Here is a 15,992-nt window from a genome sequence, read left to right on the forward strand (position 1 = left end):
GGTGCGGTTTATCAGAACCGCACGCCTGTCGTGAGCATGGCTGCATTGAACCCCAGTAACACCAGTTCCGCCGCCACCGGGCCATAGTGAGTGCCCACTGATGGGATGATCACTGGCGCTACGCCGTAGCGATTCAGCGGAATCTTGTCGCGGTACTTGCCCCGATACCCCTGGATCGCCCCGCCGGTGACCTTCAGGTACACCGGATAGTCAGTCATGTCGAAACGTTGGCCGGCATAGGCGTAGTAGGAGCGCTGGCGGAACGAGTTGCGAAACGTGGCGCCACCATACACCCACCCCGATGCTTGATTGCGTTCCAGGCCGATCAGATCTTGATGATTATTGTGTGCAGGGTCAGGGGCAAAGTGCCGTGTGTAAACGCTGGTCTGGGTGTACCAGAAGCCTTTGTCGTCCTTGACCGGCGCTTCGCCAGCCCAGGTGATGGCGGCCTGCGTCAATAACAGTAGGCCCAAAAATCGGTGTTTCATGGGGTGACCTCGGTAGTCGATGGGTGCGGCTAGTGGGTCGTGATGTGGCTTATTTTGAGGGCTCCTGATCCGCAAAGGCTGAACGGGGGCTGAAAGTACCGGGATTTCACCGGCTATTCCGACGGGCGTATCGCCGGTTGCGGTTTTTCGTCTTGCGAGCGCCAGCGGCGAGCTGTGTTACGGTAAAGTCGCTTACATCTGGTAATACAACGGGAGTCGAACGTTATTCGCCATGACCGTCACTGAATCTGATCTTTTGAACAAGGCTTACCCTCCCCGGCTGGATCTGGGGCGGCAACTGACCCAGGAGCAATTGATGAGCTCGATGCAGGCCACCCTGGGTTTGCACAAGGGAGGACCGGTCTGGCTCTTTGCGTATGGTTCATTGATCTGGCGTCCCGAGTGTTCGGCTATAGAGCGTTTGCGCGCGCGGGTGCATGGCTATCATCGAGGCCTTTACCTTTGGTCCCACGAGCACCGTGGCACACCGCAATTGCCGGGGTTGGTATTTGGCCTGGATCGTGGCGGTTCGTGCAGCGGCTTTGCTTATCGCTTGCCGGAGGAGCAGTTGGAAGCGTCGCTCTATGCCTTATGGCAACGTGAGATGCCTTATCCCTCTTACCGTCCGCATTGGCTCAGTTGCCGTCTTGAAGATGGCAGCCAAGTGCAAGCCTTGGGATTTGTGCTGGAGCGCCACTTGCCCAGTTATGCCGGCAATCTGCCGGACAGCGTTCTGAGTCAGGTGTTCGAGAGCGCTTGCGGGCGTTACGGCACCACTCGCGATTATGTCGAGCAGACCGTCAAGGCCCTGCGTAGCCACGCCATGCCAGACAAGAATCTGGAGGCGCGGCTCAAGCGATGTTTCAGAAACTGTGCAGATGATTAGCGTGCAGAACTGACGCTATTGGTGTGCCACAGCGTTGGGATCAGGAACGCGATGGCCAACAGGCACGCACCGATCAGCAGCACAAAGCCGCCGTCCCAGCCGAAGTGGTCCACGGTGTAGCCCATGGCCGCACTGGCCGCGACCGAACCGCCGAGGTAGCCGAACAGGCCGGTGAAGCCTGCCGCTGTACCCGCGGCTTTCTTCGGCGCCAGTTCCAGCGCCTGCAAACCGATCAGCATGACCGGGCCATAGATCAGGAAGCCGATAGACACCAGTGCGATCATGTCGACCATCGGGTTGCCCGGTGGATTGAGCCAGTAAACCAGGGTCGCGACCGTCACCAGCGCCATGAACACAATGCCGGTCAGACCCCGGTTGCCACGGAAGATCTTGTCTGACATCCAGCCGCACAGCAGCGTGCCTGGAATGCCCGCCCACTCATAGAAGAAGTACGCCCATGATGATTTATCGACGGTGAAGTGCTTGGCTTCCTTGAGGTAGGTCGGCGCCCAGTCCAGCACGCCGTAGCGCAGCAGGTAAACGAAGACGTTGGCGAGGGCGATGTACCAGAGCATTTTGTTGCGCAGCACGTACTTGACGAAGATTTCCTTGGCGCTGAATTCTTCTTCGTGGCTGGCGTCGTAGCCTTCCGGGTAATCGTTCTTGTACTGCTCGATGGGCGGCAAGCCTACCGATTGCGGGGTGTCGCGCATGGTGATGAAGGCGAAGGCCGCCACCATCAGGGCCACGGTGGCGGGGACGTAGAATGCCGCGTGCCAGTCATTGAACAAGGCCATGCCCAGCAGGAACAGCGGGCCGATCAAGCCGCCGCCGACGTTATGCGCTACGTTCCACACCGACACCACGCCGCCGCGCTCTTTCTGCGACCACCAGTGAACCATGGTCCGGCCACTGGGCGGCCAACCCATGCCCTGGGCCCAGCCGTTGATGAACAGCAAAATGAACATCATGGTGACGCTGGACGTTGCCCAAGGTGCGAAACCGAAAATGAACATCACCCCGGCGGACACCAGCAAGCCAAAGGGCAGGAAATAACGCGGGTTGGAGCGATCGGACACCAGGCCCATGAGGAACTTGGACAGGCCGTAGGAAATCGCGATCGCGGACATCGCCAGGCCGAGTTGGCCCCGGCTGTAGCCCTCGTCGATCAGGTATGGCATGGCCAGGGAGAAGTTTTTACGCAGCAGGTAGTAGCCGGCGTAACCGATGAAAATACCGGCGAAGATTTGCCAGCGCAGGCGTCGGTAGGTGCTGTCTATTTTTTCTTCAGGCAAGGGTGCCTGGTGTGCGGCAGGACGAAAGAAAGCAAACATTCAAGAGCTCCAGATTCTTGTTTTGACTGCGGATGCGAATGTTACAGTTTCGTTACCGAAAATAGCATTGCCTCTTATCCGCGGATGCAGGAAATTGGAGTAATTGCATGTTCTTTTGTGAACATGTCGTTTATGGGTAGGTGAAGGGCGTGATTTTGCGGTGCGGCGTGAGGGGATAGCTGTTTTTGCGTAGCGGCTGATAGCAATTTTGCGTTTACGGCGAGGCGCTATCGACGCCCAATTTTTGTGAACCGTGAGCCCTGTAGGAGCGAGCTTGCTCGCGAAGGTCGTCAACGATGACGCGAACAACCTGACACCGCGAGGCGGCCTCAGGTTGTTCGCGAGCGAGCTCGCGCCTACAAAGCGCCCAATCTATAGAATCAGCGAACCTGAACCACAACCTTACCCACCGCCTTGCGCTGCCCCAGATCATTGATCGCCTGGGCCGTGCTTTCCAGCGGATACACCTGCGACACCAACGGCTTCAACTTGCCCTCGGCATACCACCCAAATAATTCCTGGAAATTCGCCGCATTGTCCTGCGGCTGACGCTGGGCAAATGATCCCCAGAACACCCCGACCACTGCCGCCCCTTTAAGCAGCGCCAGGTTTACCGGCAGATCCGGAATGCGCCCGCTGGCAAATCCGACCACCAGCAGGCGGCCGTTCCAGGCGATGGCGCGGATGGCCTGGTCGAATAGATCGCCCCCCACCGGATCGTAGATCACGTCGGCCCCTTTGCCGTCGGTCAGTCGCTTGATTTCATCCTTGAGGCTGGCCTCGCTGTAGTTGATCAACTCATCGGCACCCGCGGCCTTGGCCACGGCGAGTTTCTCTGCGCTGCTGGCGGCAGCGATTACCCGCGCGCCCATGGCCTTGCCGATTTCCACGGCGGCAAGGCCGACGCCGCCGGATGCACCCAGTACCAGCAAGGTTTCCCCCGGTACCAGATGACCCCGTTGCTTGAGTGCGTGCATTGAGGTGCCGTAAGTCATGCTGAAAGCAGCGGCGGTGTTGAAGTCCATGCTCGACGGAATCGGCAGCACGTTGTAGCCCGGCACGGCGACCTGCTCGGCAAAGCTGCCCCAGCCGGTCAACGCCATGACCCGGTCGCCGACCTTGAGGTGGCTGACCTTTTCCCCGACTTCGCTGATCACGCCTGCCGCTTCGCCGCCTGGCGAGAACGGGAAGGGTGGCTTGAATTGGTATTTGCCCTCGATGATCAGGGTGTCCGGGAAATTCACCCCGGCGGCATGTACATCCAGCAGGATTTCGTTCTTCTGGAGCGCGGGGCTGGCGACGTCTTCCAGCACCAGGGTTTCGGCGGGGCCGAAAGCTTTGCACAGCACGGCTTTCATCGGACTCTTCCTTTTGGCGTAGTGGCCGATAAGTGTAGGTGGGTCAGTGAGCGGGTCAACGAGCATGGCCCGGCCTGATAAGTCGCCATAAGCTTGTGCTCAGCCTTGCTAGCGTTATGCTACTGGGCAATCGATCGTGAGGAATGAACTGTGAAAGCGTGGATCCTGTTGATGCTGGCCCTGACGCTGCCGATGGCAGCGCATGCCGAAGAAGCCAAGGAGGGCGAAGCACCGAAGGTCAGTTACATCAGCCTGACGCCGCCCTTTGTGGGCAACTATGCCCTGGATGGCGGCGCGAAACTGCGGGTGTACAAGGCTGACGTCGCCCTGCGGGTGACCGGAACCGAGGCGGCGGCGGCGGTCAAGGCCAATGACCCGCTGATTCGTAACCAGTTGGTGGCGCTGTTTGCCCAGCAGACCGCCGAGAGCATGAGCAGCGTCGAGGGCAAGGAAAAACTGCGTCAGGAAGCCTTGAAGCAAACCCAGCAAGTGATGAATGACGAGACTGGCAAGCCGGTCGTTGAAGACCTGCTGTTTAACAACCTGATCATTCAGTAGCGGCCTGCCGGGGTCTGGTACGCAGATACTCAGGGTTTCGCTATGGGTTGAGTGCGCGTACGGCCGCCCACTGTTCGGCGGTCACCGGCATCACCGATAAACGACTGCCTTTTTGTACCAGCGGTAGCTCGGCCAGAGCGGCTTGCTGTTTCAGGTAACCGAGCCCCAGAACCCCGGGAAAGGTCTCGACGTGGGCCACGGTGATGGCGCTCCACGGATTTTTCTCGGGCGTGGCCTTGGCATCGAAGTAATGGCTGTCAGGCTCCAGCGCGGTCGGATCGGGGTAGGCAGCCTCGATGATTTTGCCCACGCCAGCGATTCCCGGTTCCGGGCAACTGGAATGGTAGAAGAAAAATTCGTCGCCCACGGCCATCGCCCGCAGGAAGTTGCGCGCCTGATAGTTGCGCACGCCGTCCCAGCGGGCTTCGCCGAGCTTTTCCAGGCCTTTGATGGACAGTTCGTCGGGCTCGGATTTCATCAGCCAATAGGCCATGTTTTTGCTCCTCAAAAAGCAATTGGGCAAGTTGCCTGGCAATTTCATGACAAACCGACGGTCGGTTGACGTCAAGGTTTGCGTGTTGGTTCACGTTAACGCAAAATGCCGGGATTTTAAGCTTGACGCAGCTGGAACGGACTACTTTGGAACGTTGCTGTCATCGTGTGTGATATGCCTGAAGGGGGGCAATCGATGAAACGCAAACCGGATTTACTATGGATATTGGTTGTTTTGTTTGGTCTGGGCGTCGTGACCACCGGTTATGCACAGAGCTTGTGGTCGAACAAGACCGAAGCGCCGATTGAACTTACGCAGCAGCAGTCACAACTCTTCAAGCGTTGATGCTACTTCGGCGCCGTTGAATCCAGCGGCGTCTCTTGCGCGACATACCATTGCTTGTTCGTGACCGTGCCTTGCAGCGGTACATCCCAGCTCGCTTGCGTCAATTGTCCGACTTTCTGGCATTCATGGGCCAAGCCTAACAACGTCGGTTTGCGCCAGGCTTTTCGCTGTGCCAGGTACGCCAGGCTACGGTCGTAGAAGCCGCCGCCCATGCCCAGTCTGCCGCCCGCATCATCGAAGCCTACCAGCGGCAAGAGCACCAGATCCATTGCCCAGACCTTGCGCTGCCGGGCGGCGTTGATCCGAGGCTCAAGAATGCGGAAACGATTGGGCCTCAGTTTTTCTCCTGCGCGTACTCGCTGAAACACCATCTTGGTCCGCGGCCAGGCACTGAGCACCGGCAGGTAGGTGGCTTTGCCGCGACGCTGAGCCGCCCGTAGCAGCAGGCGCGGATCGATTTCACCGTCCGACGGTAGATATAAGGAAATGTGCTTGGCCCGGCGAAACAGCGGGTGCTGTGCCAGTTGCCGATACAGGCCGAGGGCGGCCTGGCGCTGCTCGCTTGGCGTCAGGGCGCGGCGGGCTTTGCGCAACATGCGTCGAAGTTGCGGGCGGGAAAGCGGCGCAGGTTCGGTCATGGGTGTCGGCTTTTTTCAGGTGATAAAACAATGCCAGTCACATGACTGGCATTGGATTGGAAATCAGGCTCCCCGACAGAACCGCTGTCGACTTAGCCCTTGAACCCGAAAGTTCAAGGTGGAAGAAGCAGTAGGCTTTAAGGCTTTCCGTCTAGCGGACATGCACACCAGCCCAACGTGCAACTTCCAGGGTAGTGCGAATCGGCTCCGGGACATCGCCGACTGGCAAGCACGCCAGGGAGTGGAACGAGTATACCCGAAACAGACGCTGCAATCAGCCCTTGGGTGGTTCTTGATCGTTGGAAAGCGCCAGATCCACGCGTTCCAACAGGTCCCGTACCTGCTCACGCGTCGAGCCGCTGGCCTGTACGTCAGGGCGTTCCTGCTTGTGCAGCAAGTCGTGGGTAATATTCAGCGCTGCCATGACCGCAATGCGGTCGGCACCGATGACTTTGCCGCTGCTGCGGATTTCGCGCATCTTGCCGTCCAGGTAGCGGGCGGCGCTCACCAGGTTGCTGTGTTCTTCCTGGGGGCAGATGATTGAGTACTCTTTGTCGAGAATCTGCACGGTGACGCTATTGCTTGAACTCATGAGTCTTGCTCCAGGGCCTTCAGGCGCGAAATCATCGATTCGACCTTACGCCGGGCGATTTCGTTTTTTTCAATGAGGTGAGCGCGTTCCTCGCGCCAGGTCTTTTCCTGAGCTAATAGGAGTCCGTTTTGACTCTTTAGTTGCTCGACCCGGTTAATTAGCAATTCGAGTCTGGCCATCAGCGCTTGCAAGTCGGTGTCTTCCATTGGGTTCCACTGGATTTGTCTGATGAATGGCAACTGCAGGATAAACGATCTGACGCCCTCGATAGTCTGGTGCGTCTGCCGGTGCTAGGATACATCGCTTCATTCTAGTCATTGCGCTGCCTGGCGCCTAGCTCACCATGCCTATTCAGAATTCCCCGTACGACGCTTTTTCCAAACTGCTGAGCACCAGCGGTCATCCTTGCTCGCCCGCCGAGCTGCACGGCGTGCTGCTCGGCCGCAGTTGCACCGGTGTCGGCTTTGACGCCGACAACTGGCTCGCTGACGTCGCCGAGTTGCTGGAAACCGAGCCGCAAGAGAACGTGCGCAACGCCTTGATCGGTCTGCAAGAGATGGTCAAGGGCGAGTTGACCGGTGACGACGTCACCGTCGTTCTGCTGCTCCCCAACGAGGACGCCCCGCTGCCAGAGCGTGCCGCCGCGCTTGGCCAATGGTGCCAGGGCTTCCTGCATGGTTTTGGGGTAAACGCCGGTGGCTTGGACCTGAGCACGGATGCCCAGGAAGTGTTGCAAGACCTTGCCGCGATCTCCCAGGTACAAGATGCTCTGGAAGAGTCCGAAGACGGCGAAAGAGACTATATGGAAGTCATGGAATACCTGCGCGTCGCACCATTGCTGCTGTTCACCGAGACTAAAAAGCCTGCGGAACCCGCTGCACCCAAGCCGTCGCTGCACTAAGAGAGGAAGCCCATCTGCCCATGGTTCATATCCCCAAGGCGGAATACACCCGCCGCCGCAAGGCGCTCATGGCGCAGATGGAACCCAACAGCATCGCGATCCTGCCCGCCGCCGCCGTGGCGATCCGTAACCGCGACGTCGAACACGTGTATCGCCAGGACAGTGATTTCCAGTACCTGAGCGGCTTTCCCGAGCCCGAAGCGGTGATTGTGCTGATGCCCGGCCGTGGCCACGGCGAATACGTGCTGTTCTGCCGCGAGCGCAATGTCGAGCGTGAACTGTGGGACGGTCTGCGCGCCGGTACCGAAGGCGCGATTCGTGAATATGGCGCTGACGATGCATTTCCCATCACCGATATCGACGACATCCTCCCCGGCCTGATCGAAGGCCGCGACCGGGTGTATTCGGCCATGGGCAGCAATGCCGAGTTCGACCGGCATCTGATGGAGTGGATCAACGTCATCCGCTCCAAGGCGCACCTCGGCGCCCAGCCGCCGAACGAATTTGTTGCCCTGGATCATCTGCTGCATGACATGCGCCTGTATAAATCCACCGCGGAAGTGAAGGTAATGCGCGAGGCCGCGCGGATTTCCTGTGCGGCTCATGTGCGGGCGATGCGGGCCAGCCGAGCCGGGTTGCATGAGTTCAGCCTGGAAGCCGAACTGGATTACGAGTTCCGCAGAAGCGGGGCGAAGATGCCGGCGTACGGCTCCATCGTTGCCTCGGGACGTAACGCATGCATCCTGCATTACCAGCAGAATGATGCGTTGCTCAAGGACGGTGACCTGGTGTTGATCGACGCCGGATGCGAAATCGATTGTTACGCCAGCGACATCACCCGCACCTGGCCGGTCAACGGCAGGTTTTCGCCGGAACAGAAAGCGATCTACGAAGTAGTACTGGCGTCTCAGGAAGCCGCTTTTGCCGAAATCGCGCCGAACAAACACTGGAACCAGGCCCATGAAGCCACGGTGCGGGTAATCACGGCAGGGTTGGTGAAACTGGGATTGTTGCAGGGCGATGTCGAGGCGTTGATCGCCGACGAAGCCTACAAGGCTTTTTACATGCACCGTGCGGGTCATTGGCTTGGCATGGATGTGCATGATGTCGGTGAATACCGGGTCGGCGGTGAATGGCGGGTACTGGAAGTCGGTATGGCCCTGACCGTGGAACCGGGAATTTACATTGCCCCGGACAACCGGACCGTGGCAAAAAAATGGCGTGGCATAGGTGTGCGCATCGAGGATGACGTGGTGGTGACCAAGCAAGGCTGTGAAATTTTGACCGGCGGCGTACCGAAGACGGTGGCCGAGATTGAAGCGTTGATGGCGGGCGCCCGATGAGCCGGGTCAATCTTGCCATTATCGGCGGCGGCCTGGTGGGCGCCAGCCTGGCCCTGGCGCTGCAGGCCGGGGCCAAGGCGTTGGGGTGGAAGATCGTGCTGATTGAGCCCTTCGCCCCCGGCGAAAGCTACCAGCCGAGCTACGACGCACGTTCCTCGGCCTTGTCGTTTGGGGCGCGGCAGATTTATCAGCGCCTGGGCGTGTGGCAGAACATTTCCCGGCGAGCCGAGCCGATCAAGCAAATCCATGTCTCGGACCGTGGACGTTTCTCCACCGCCCGGTTATCGGCCATGGAAGAAGGCGTTCCCGCCTTGGGATATGTGGTGGAAAACGCCTGGCTCGGGCAATGCCTGTGGCAAGGACTGGACAAGGACGTGATCAGTTGGCGCTGCCCGGCCGAAGTCACTGGCATGGAGCCCTTGGCTGACGGCTATCGCCTGACGCTCAACGATGAAACGGTGCTGGAGTGTGACCTTGCGGTGCTGGCCGACGGCGGACGCTCCGGGCTGCGTGAGCAGTTGGGGATCGGTGTCAGGCAACGCCCTTACAACCAGAGCGCCTTGATCGCCAACATCACCCCGAGCGAAGCGCATAACGGCGAGGCGTTCGAACGCTTTACCGATGATGGCCCGATGGCTTTGTTGCCGTTGCCGGACAACCGTTGCGCGCTGGTCTGGACCCGCGTCGGTATGGATGCGCAACGCTTGGCGGCACTCGACGAGCGCAGTTTTCTCAGCGAATTGCAGGGTGTATTCGGCTACCGTCTCGGCGCCCTGAAACAGGTGGGCGCCCGCCACTTGTACCCGTTGACGCTGGTGGAGGCCGAAGAGCAAGTGCGCGCTCATCTGGTGATCCTGGGCAACGCGGCTCACAGCCTGCATCCGATTGCCGGGCAGGGTTTCAACCTGTCCCTGCGCGACGCCTATGCCTTGGCCGAGGCCTTGCTGGCCGGGCCACGGGTACCCGGCGACCTGGCGACGTTGCAGGCGTATCGCGAGCGCCAGCGCCTGGATCAAAAGCTGACCGTGGGCTTCTCCGACCAGGTCACGCGACTGTTTGGCAGTGGCCAGCCGCTGGTCGCGATGGGCCGTAACCTGGGCTTGCTGGGCCTGGACCTGCTACCACCGGCCAAGCGCTGGTTCGCCCGTCAGGCCATGGGCCTGGGTACGCGTCCTGATGTGTAAGTGGCTGATTGATCGCTTGGGCAAGGCGCGTTTGTTGCGTTGGCTGATGACCCTTTATCCGCCTTATCTGGGGGCGGGTATCCGGGTGCGGCACATCAGCAAGGATTTTCGACAGATCAAGGTGCGCATGGGCCTTGGCTGGTACAACCGCAACTATGTCGGCACGCAGTTTGGCGGCAGCCTGTATTCGATGGTCGACCCGTTCTTCATGTTGATGCTGATGGAAAACCTGGGGCGTGGCTACATCGTCTGGGACAAGGCCGCGACCATCGATTTCATCTCGCCGGGCAAAGGTCCGGTGTTTGCCGAATTCTCCATCGATGAGACCTTGCTTGATGAGGTGCGTCGGCAGACCGACGGCGGCGCGAAATATTTGCCACGGCTCAAGGTCGAGATTCATGACGGCTTCGGCACGTTGGTGGCGCGAGTCGACAAAACCCTTTACGTGCGGCGCAAGCCGCCAGCGAAACAGGCTTAAACCATGGATATGCGTGCAGATGTGCTGATTGTCGGGGCCGGAATGGTCGGAAGTGCACTGGCGCTGGCGTTGCAAGGCAGCGGCCTGCAAGTGCTGCTGCTCGACGGCGGTCCACTGAGCGTCAAACCGTTCGACGCCGCCGCCCCCTTCGAACCGCGGGTCAGTGCCCTGTCAGCCGCCAGCCAGCGCATTCTCGAGCGTCTGGGTGTCTGGGAGGGTATCGCCAGCCGCCGCGCCAGCCCTTACGGCGAGATGCAGGTATGGGATGGCAGCGGTACCGGGCAGATCCATTTTTCAGCCGCCAGCGTGCATGCCGATGTGCTTGGACATATCGTCGAAAACCGCGTGGTCCAGGACGCGCTTCTCGAGCGTTTGCATGATTGCGACCTGGGCCTGCTGGCCTCTGCGCGCCTGGAACAGATGCGTCGTTCCGGCGATGAATGGCTGCTGACCCTGGCCGATGGCCGTACCTTGCGCGCGCCGCTGGTGATTGCGGCCGATGGCGCCAACTCGGCGGTGCGGCGACTGACCGGTACCGCCACGCGCGAGTGGGATTATCTGCACCATGCCATCGTCACCAGCGTGCGCAGCAGCCAACCGCACCAACGTACGGCCTGGCAGCGCTTCACCGATCAGGGACCGCTGGCGTTCTTGCCGCTTTCGCGAGACGGCCAGGACGACTGGTGTTCCATCGTCTGGTCAACCACGCCGAGCGAATCCGAGCGCCTGATGGCGCTGGACGACGAAAGCTTTTGCCGTGAGCTGGAACGTGCCTTTGAAGGACGCCTGGGCAGGGTACTCAGCGCCGATCCACGGTTGTGTGTGCCGTTGCGCCAGCGTCACGCCAAACGCTATGTGGCCGAAGGTCTGGCGTTGATTGGCGATGCCGCGCATGTCATCCATCCCTTGGCGGGGCAGGGCGTCAACCTCGGCTTCCTGGATGCGGCGGTACTGGCCGAGGTGCTGTTGCAAGCGCTGGAGCGCGGCGAGCGGCTGGCGGATGTGAAGGTGCTCAGCCGCTACGAGCGACGACGCATGCCGCATAACCTGGCGCTGATGGCGGCGATGGAGGGCTTTGAACGATTGTTCCAGGCTGATCAGTTGCCGTTGCGCTGGCTACGTAATGCGGGGCTGAAGATGGTCGACCAGATGCCCGAAGCCAAGGCGCTGTTTGTGCGTCAGGCGCTGGGACTGACCGGGGATTTGCCGGAATTGGCCAAGGCCTGAGCTCGCCGGGGTCATTTGCCGCAGGGTAAACCTTAATTGTGCAACATTTCGTAACGCCTCTACCGAGTGTTCGGTTGAGATGCTAAATGTGAGTCCTTATCATTTGCACTCCTTCGATTACGAGAGACCGCACCCATGTTGGCACCCAAGCGCCTCCTGACTGCCCTGGCACTCACCCTTATCGGCAGCACCACCGTCCAGGCGGCTGACGAAGTCGTGGTCTATTCCTCTCGTATCGACGAGCTGATCAAGCCAGTGTTCGATGCCTACACCAAGAAAACCGGTGTGCAGGTGAAGTTCATCACCGACAAGGAAGCACCACTGATGCAGCGCATCAAGGCTGAAGGCGAGAACGCCACTGCCGACCTGCTGCTCACCGTCGATGCCGGCAACCTCTGGCAAGCCGAGCAGATGGGTATCCTGCAACCGTTCACCTCCAAAGTGATCCACGACAACATCCCTATGCAATATCGCGCCTCCAGCCATGCGTGGACCGGTTTGAGCCTGCGCGCGCGGACCATTGCCTACTCCACCAAACGCGTGAAGCCGGGTGAACTCACTACCTACGAAGCCCTGGCCGACAAGCAATGGGAAGGCCGCCTATGCCTGCGTACCTCGAAAAAGGTCTATAACCAGTCGTTGACCGCGACCCTGATCGAAACCCATGGCGCGACCAAGACCGAAAAAATCATCAAGGGTTGGGTCAATAACCTGTCCACCGATGTGTTCTCCGATGATACCGCCTTGCTGGAAGCGATTGACGCCGGCCAGTGTGACGTCGGCATCGTGAACACTTACTACTATGGCCGCCTGCACAAGCAGAAGCCGGACCTGGGCGTAAAACTGTTCTGGCCGAACCAGGGCGACCGTGGCGTACACATCAACCTGTCGGGCATTGGCCTGACCAAGTACGCGCCGCATCCGGAAGCCGCCAAGGCCATGGTGGAGTGGATGACCACGCCTGAAGCGCAGAAAATCTTTGCCGATGTGAACCAGGAGTTTCCGGCTAACCCGGCGGTACAGCCGTCGGCCGAAGTGGCTGCCTGGGGCAAGTTCATTGCAGACACCTTGCCGGTGGAAGTCGCGGGCAAGCGCCAGGCCGAAGCGATTCGCCTGATGGATCGCGCTGGCTGGAACTGAGTACACTTTACAAGACGCCGCAAAGCCAATGTGGGAGCGGGCTTGCTCGCGATAGCGGAGTGTCAGTCGATGTATCTTTGACTGATGCAGCGCTATCGCGAGCAAGCCCGCTCCCGCACTGTTTTGTGTTCGTCTCCAACTAATCCATTTCCTGAGAATCTGCTCTTGGCCCATCCCGCCCAACGCCGCTGGTACCTGCCGGTCTTCACCGTCGCCGCCCTGGTACTGCTGCCGCTGAGCGTCCTGCTGTTGTCCTGGCAAAGCATCGACGTGCAAATCTGGACCCACCTGTGGGAAACCCAGATGCCGCGTTTGCTGGGTAATACCCTGACCCTGGTGCTGGGCGTCGGTGTCGGCGTGACGGTCCTGGGCGTCAGCCTGGCCTGGCTGACCAGCCTCTGCGAATTCCCCGGCCGGCGTTGGCTGGATTGGGCGCTGATGTTGCCGTTCGCCATTCCTGCGTATGTGCTGGCGTTCGTCTTTGTCGGTCTGCTGGACTTCGCAGGACCGGTGCAGACGCTGCTGCGCGAATGGTTCGGCAGCGGCCTGCGCCTACCGCGTGTGCGGTCCACCAGCGGCGTGATCATCGTCCTGGTGCTGGTGTTCTATCCCTACGTCTACCTGCTGGCACGCACCGCGTTCCTTGCCCAGGGCAAAGGATTGATGGAAGCGGCGCGAGTGCTGGGCCAGTCGCCATGGCAGGCCTTCTGGCGGGTTGCCTTACCCATGGCGCGACCGGCCATCGGTGCTGGCATAGCCCTGGCATTGATGGAAACGCTGGCGGACTTCGGGGCGGTATCGGTGTTCAACTTCGATACGTTTACCACCGCCATCTACAAGACCTGGTACGGCTTTTTCAGCCTTTCCAGCGCCACGCAACTGGCGAGTTTGTTGCTGCTGGTGGTGATGCTGGTGCTGTACGGTGAGCGCCGCGCCAGAGGCGCCAGTCGACCGAGTAATGAGCGACCGCGTGGCAAGGCGCTCTATCATCTGCGCGGGCTCAAGGCGGCTGCGGCGAGTGGCTGGTGCGGATTGGTGTTTGCCTGCGCCTTTGTCATCCCGATGCTGCAGTTGATGGTCTGGTTCTGGCAGCGCGGCCGGTTCGACCTCGACGAACGATATGCCGGGCTGATCGTCCACACCCTGTATCTGGGCGGTATGGCAGCGCTGATTACGGTCAGTGTCGCCTTGGTTCTGGCGTTCGCCAATCGCCTGGCCCCGACCCGCGCCATACGATCCGGGATCAGCCTGGCCAACCTGGGTTACGCATTGCCGGGCTCAGTGCTGGCGGTGTCGATCATGTTGGCGTTCAGCTATCTGGACCGCGAACTGGTGATTCCGCTTTCCGGCTGGTTGGGCGGTGCCGGCAAGCCCTTGCTGCTGGGCAGCCTGTCGGCGTTGTTGCTCGCCTATCTGGTGCGATTCATGGCGGTGGCCTATGGCCCGCTGGAGAACAGCCTGGCGCGAATCCGGCCGTCCTTGCCGGAAGCCGCCCGCAGTCTGGGAGTGGGCGGACCACGACTGTTTTGCAAGGTGTATCTGCCGCTGTTGCTGCCAGGCACCTTGAGTGCCGCGTTGTTGGTGTTCGTCGACGTGCTCAAGGAAATGCCGGCTACCCTGCTGATGCGGCCGTTCGGCTGGGACACACTGGCGGTGCGCATCTTTGAAATGACCAGCGAAGGGGAGTGGGCGAGGGCTTCGTTACCGGCGCTGACGCTGGTGTTGGTGGGGCTCTTGCCGGTCATCGGGCTGATTCGACGTTCAGCGCGACGAATCGGTTAGGTGCCAGTCATACGGCTTGAGGCTACAATGCGCGGCATTCGGTGCGGTCCATCTTTCAGATCGGATAGCTGAGCGTGGTTCCAGGCCTTGTATTTCAAGGCGTGTGGCTATAAACGGCAACCGTCCGCACCTTCGCCAAGCCCGGAAGGAGAAACCCATGGGACAGCGTACGCCTCTGTACGACCTGCATCTCGCCCTAGGCGCGAAAATGGTCGATTTTGGCGGTTGGGATATGCCTTTGCATTACGGCTCGCAGGTCGAGGAGCACCATCAGGTGCGACGTGACTGCGGGGTGTTTGATGTTTCCCACATGACCGTGATCGATGTCACAGGCCTCCAGGCCAAGGAATGGCTACAGTATCTGCTGGCCAATGATGTTGATCGTCTGCATGGCTGCGGCCGTGCGTTGTACAGCGCCATGCTCAACGAACAGGGCGGGGTGGTGGACGATATGATCGTCTATCGCAACGACGACGGTTACCGGTTGGTCGTCAATGCCGCTACCCGCGACCAGGACATTGCCTGGATGCAGGCGCAACTCGGTAGCTACCAGGCGCAAATCCACGAGCGGTCGGAATTGGCTATGCTCGCTATTCAGGGCCCCCAGGCCCGGCAAAAGATCGCTGAACTGGTGAGCCAATCCCGCGCATCCTTGATTCATCAACTCAAGCCCTTTGAAGGCCAGGCCGACGGCGACTGGTTTATTGCCCGTACCGGTTATACCGGCGAGGACGGTCTGGAAATTGTCCTGCCTGCGAATCAGGCCCCGGCATTTTTCAACGATCTGGTCGGGGCGGGCATTTCACCGATCGGCTTGGGTGCTCGTGACACCCTGCGCCTCGAAGCAGGCATGAACCTCTACGGCCAGGACATTCATCAGCAAGTGTCACCGCTTGCCGCCAATATGGCCTGGAGCATTGCCTGGGAACCGCGCAACCGTAATTTCATCGGCCGGGCTGCGCTGGAAGCCGAGCAAGCTGCGGGTGTGGCGCTCAAGCTGGTAGGGCTGGTACTGGAAGAGCGTGGCGTTTTACGTGCTCATCAGGTGGTTCGTATCGCCAATGTTGGCGAAGGAGAGATCACCAGTGGTAGTTTCTCTCCTACGCTGAGCAAATCCATTGCCCTGGCGCGTGTGCCGATGGCGACCGCCGACCGCGCCGAGGTGGAAATTCGCGGTAAATGGTACCCGGTGCGAGTGGTCAAGCCGACTTTCGTGCGCCATGGCAAAACCTTGATCTAACCTTA

18 protein-coding genes and 1 other RNA gene are annotated in these 15,992 nt (G+C 60.1%); 11 read left to right on the forward strand and 8 right to left on the reverse strand.

Annotation, left to right across the window (positions count from 1 at the left end; all coding sequences use genetic code 11):
* Positions 1-11: 11 nt before the first annotated feature.
* The gene (locus BLU75_RS24035; RefSeq protein WP_084378673.1) at positions 12-488 is read right to left on the reverse strand and encodes a sn-glycerol-3-phosphate transporter; all 477 of its coding nucleotides are present in this window, start codon (positions 486-488) and stop codon (positions 12-14) included.
* Between the two features lie 232 nt (positions 489-720).
* Here BLU75_RS24035 and BLU75_RS24040 point away from each other — a divergent pair, with 232 nt between their 5' ends.
* A complete protein-coding gene (locus BLU75_RS24040) occupies positions 721-1,374 on the forward strand; it encodes a gamma-glutamylcyclotransferase (protein ID WP_084378672.1) in 654 nt (217 codons plus the stop codon).
* Here BLU75_RS24040 and glpT read toward each other — a convergent pair.
* Together glpT and BLU75_RS24055 are read right to left on the reverse strand one after the other, a co-directional pair.
* Positions 1,371-2,708 (reverse strand): glycerol-3-phosphate transporter, encoded by a 1,338-nt coding sequence (gene glpT / locus BLU75_RS24045; protein WP_084378671.1) that lies wholly within the window; start codon positions 2,706-2,708, stop codon positions 1,371-1,373. The genes BLU75_RS24040 and glpT overlap by 4 nt on opposite strands.
* Before the next feature lie 380 nt (positions 2,709-3,088).
* Positions 3,089-4,066, reverse strand: coding sequence for an NADPH:quinone oxidoreductase family protein (locus BLU75_RS24055; RefSeq protein WP_084378669.1), 978 nt, complete (start codon positions 4,064-4,066; stop codon positions 3,089-3,091).
* A gap of 150 nt (positions 4,067-4,216) precedes the next feature.
* Between BLU75_RS24055 and BLU75_RS24060 the strand changes: the two genes are divergently transcribed.
* Complete coding sequence (locus BLU75_RS24060; protein ID WP_084378668.1) at positions 4,217-4,624, forward strand: flagellar basal body-associated protein FliL; 408 nt, start codon at positions 4,217-4,219, stop codon at positions 4,622-4,624.
* Between the two features lie 40 nt (positions 4,625-4,664).
* Here BLU75_RS24060 and BLU75_RS24065 read toward each other — a convergent pair whose 3' ends face one another.
* Positions 4,665-5,117, reverse strand: a complete 453-nt coding sequence (locus tag BLU75_RS24065; RefSeq protein ID WP_084378667.1) for an EVE domain-containing protein — start codon at positions 5,115-5,117, stop codon at positions 4,665-4,667.
* A 195-nt stretch (positions 5,118-5,312) separates the two neighbouring features.
* Here BLU75_RS24065 and BLU75_RS24070 point away from each other — a divergent pair, with 195 nt between their 5' ends.
* Positions 5,313-5,462, forward strand: a complete 150-nt coding sequence (locus BLU75_RS24070) for a hypothetical protein (protein ID WP_090221576.1) — start codon at positions 5,313-5,315, stop codon at positions 5,460-5,462.
* A gap of 2 nt (positions 5,463-5,464) precedes the next feature.
* On the opposite strand, the gene BLU75_RS24075 is transcribed toward BLU75_RS24070, so the two are convergent.
* The 4 genes from BLU75_RS24075 to BLU75_RS24090 all read right to left on the reverse strand — a co-directional run bounded on the left by BLU75_RS24075 (position 5,465) and on the right by BLU75_RS24090 (position 6,898).
* Entirely contained in the window at positions 5,465-6,100 is a 636-nt protein-coding gene (locus BLU75_RS24075; RefSeq protein ID WP_084378666.1) for a 5-formyltetrahydrofolate cyclo-ligase, read from the reverse strand.
* Positions 6,101-6,165: 65 nt separating this feature from the next.
* Positions 6,166-6,344: non-coding RNA, 6S RNA (gene ssrS, locus BLU75_RS24080), on the reverse strand.
* 30 nt (positions 6,345-6,374) lie between these two features.
* Positions 6,375-6,692 (reverse strand): cell division protein ZapA, encoded by a 318-nt coding sequence (locus tag BLU75_RS24085; RefSeq protein WP_084378665.1) that lies wholly within the window; start codon positions 6,690-6,692, stop codon positions 6,375-6,377.
* Positions 6,689-6,898: a TIGR02449 family protein gene (locus tag BLU75_RS24090; protein WP_003213954.1), complete on the reverse strand. Its 210-nt coding sequence runs from the start codon at positions 6,896-6,898 to the stop codon at positions 6,689-6,691. The genes BLU75_RS24085 and BLU75_RS24090 overlap by 4 nt, the downstream gene beginning before the upstream one ends.
* Positions 6,899-7,035: 137 nt before the next feature.
* Here BLU75_RS24090 and BLU75_RS24095 point away from each other — a divergent pair, with 137 nt between their 5' ends.
* The 8 genes from BLU75_RS24095 (at position 7,036) to gcvT (ending at position 15,987) form a co-directional block, all read left to right on the forward strand.
* Complete coding sequence (locus BLU75_RS24095) at positions 7,036-7,593, forward strand: YecA/YgfB family protein (RefSeq protein ID WP_084378664.1); 558 nt, start codon at positions 7,036-7,038, stop codon at positions 7,591-7,593.
* 20 nt (positions 7,594-7,613) lie between these two features.
* The gene (gene pepP / locus BLU75_RS24100; RefSeq protein WP_084378663.1) at positions 7,614-8,936 is read left to right on the forward strand and encodes a Xaa-Pro aminopeptidase; all 1,323 of its coding nucleotides are present in this window, start codon (positions 7,614-7,616) and stop codon (positions 8,934-8,936) included.
* The gene (gene ubiH, locus BLU75_RS24105; RefSeq protein WP_084378662.1) at positions 8,933-10,120 is read left to right on the forward strand and encodes a 2-octaprenyl-6-methoxyphenyl hydroxylase; all 1,188 of its coding nucleotides are present in this window, start codon (positions 8,933-8,935) and stop codon (positions 10,118-10,120) included. Before pepP ends, ubiH begins: the two co-directional genes overlap by 4 nt.
* The gene (locus tag BLU75_RS24110; protein WP_084378661.1) at positions 10,113-10,598 is read left to right on the forward strand and encodes a DUF4442 domain-containing protein; all 486 of its coding nucleotides are present in this window, start codon (positions 10,113-10,115) and stop codon (positions 10,596-10,598) included. Before ubiH ends, BLU75_RS24110 begins: the two co-directional genes overlap by 8 nt.
* A 9-nt stretch (positions 10,599-10,607) precedes the next feature.
* A complete protein-coding gene (locus BLU75_RS24115; RefSeq protein WP_165447453.1) occupies positions 10,608-11,825 on the forward strand; it encodes a 2-octaprenyl-3-methyl-6-methoxy-1,4-benzoquinol hydroxylase in 1,218 nt (405 codons plus the stop codon).
* Between the two features lie 135 nt (positions 11,826-11,960).
* Positions 11,961-12,965: an extracellular solute-binding protein gene (locus BLU75_RS24120; protein WP_084378659.1), complete on the forward strand. Its 1,005-nt coding sequence runs from the start codon at positions 11,961-11,963 to the stop codon at positions 12,963-12,965.
* A 165-nt stretch (positions 12,966-13,130) separates the two neighbouring features.
* Entirely contained in the window at positions 13,131-14,747 is a 1,617-nt protein-coding gene (locus BLU75_RS24125; RefSeq protein ID WP_084378658.1) for an ABC transporter permease, read from the forward strand.
* Between the two features lie 157 nt (positions 14,748-14,904).
* Positions 14,905-15,987 (forward strand): glycine cleavage system aminomethyltransferase GcvT, encoded by a 1,083-nt coding sequence (gene gcvT, locus BLU75_RS24130; RefSeq protein ID WP_084378657.1) that lies wholly within the window; start codon positions 14,905-14,907, stop codon positions 15,985-15,987.
* Positions 15,988-15,992 lie beyond the last annotated feature (5 nt).

Source organism: Pseudomonas mucidolens (assembly GCF_900106045.1).
In the GTDB taxonomy this organism is placed as follows: Bacteria; Pseudomonadota; Gammaproteobacteria; order Pseudomonadales; family Pseudomonadaceae; genus Aquipseudomonas; species Aquipseudomonas mucidolens.

Bases quoted from the DNA above. Each gene is read 5' to 3' on its own strand.
- BLU75_RS24055 (WP_084378669.1), bottom strand. From the start codon at position 4,066: ATGAAAGCCGTGCTGTGCAAAGCTTTCGGCCCCGCCGAAACCCTGGTG.
- BLU75_RS24085 (WP_084378665.1), bottom strand. From the start codon at position 6,692: ATGAGTTCAAGCAATAGCGTCACCGTGCAGATTCTCGACAAAGAGTAC.
- glpT (WP_084378671.1), bottom strand. From the start codon at position 2,708: ATGTTTGCTTTCTTTCGTCCTGCCGCACACCAGGCACCCTTGCCTGAA.
- BLU75_RS24065 (WP_084378667.1), bottom strand. From the start codon at position 5,117: ATGGCCTATTGGCTGATGAAATCCGAGCCCGACGAACTGTCCATCAAA.
- BLU75_RS24075 (WP_084378666.1), bottom strand. From the start codon at position 6,100: ATGACCGAACCTGCGCCGCTTTCCCGCCCGCAACTTCGACGCATGTTG.
- BLU75_RS24070 (WP_090221576.1), top strand. From the start codon at position 5,313: ATGAAACGCAAACCGGATTTACTATGGATATTGGTTGTTTTGTTTGGT.
- BLU75_RS24035 (WP_084378673.1), bottom strand. From the start codon at position 488: ATGAAACACCGATTTTTGGGCCTACTGTTATTGACGCAGGCCGCCATC.
- ubiH (WP_084378662.1), top strand. From the start codon at position 8,933: ATGAGCCGGGTCAATCTTGCCATTATCGGCGGCGGCCTGGTGGGCGCC.
- BLU75_RS24110 (WP_084378661.1), top strand. From the start codon at position 10,113: ATGTGTAAGTGGCTGATTGATCGCTTGGGCAAGGCGCGTTTGTTGCGT.
- BLU75_RS24115 (WP_165447453.1), top strand. From the start codon at position 10,608: ATGCGTGCAGATGTGCTGATTGTCGGGGCCGGAATGGTCGGAAGTGCA.
- BLU75_RS24095 (WP_084378664.1), top strand. From the start codon at position 7,036: ATGCCTATTCAGAATTCCCCGTACGACGCTTTTTCCAAACTGCTGAGC.
- BLU75_RS24090 (WP_003213954.1), bottom strand. From the start codon at position 6,898: ATGGAAGACACCGACTTGCAAGCGCTGATGGCCAGACTCGAATTGCTA.
- BLU75_RS24040 (WP_084378672.1), top strand. From the start codon at position 721: ATGACCGTCACTGAATCTGATCTTTTGAACAAGGCTTACCCTCCCCGG.
- pepP (WP_084378663.1), top strand. From the start codon at position 7,614: ATGGTTCATATCCCCAAGGCGGAATACACCCGCCGCCGCAAGGCGCTC.
- BLU75_RS24120 (WP_084378659.1), top strand. From the start codon at position 11,961: ATGTTGGCACCCAAGCGCCTCCTGACTGCCCTGGCACTCACCCTTATC.
- gcvT (WP_084378657.1), top strand. From the start codon at position 14,905: ATGGGACAGCGTACGCCTCTGTACGACCTGCATCTCGCCCTAGGCGCG.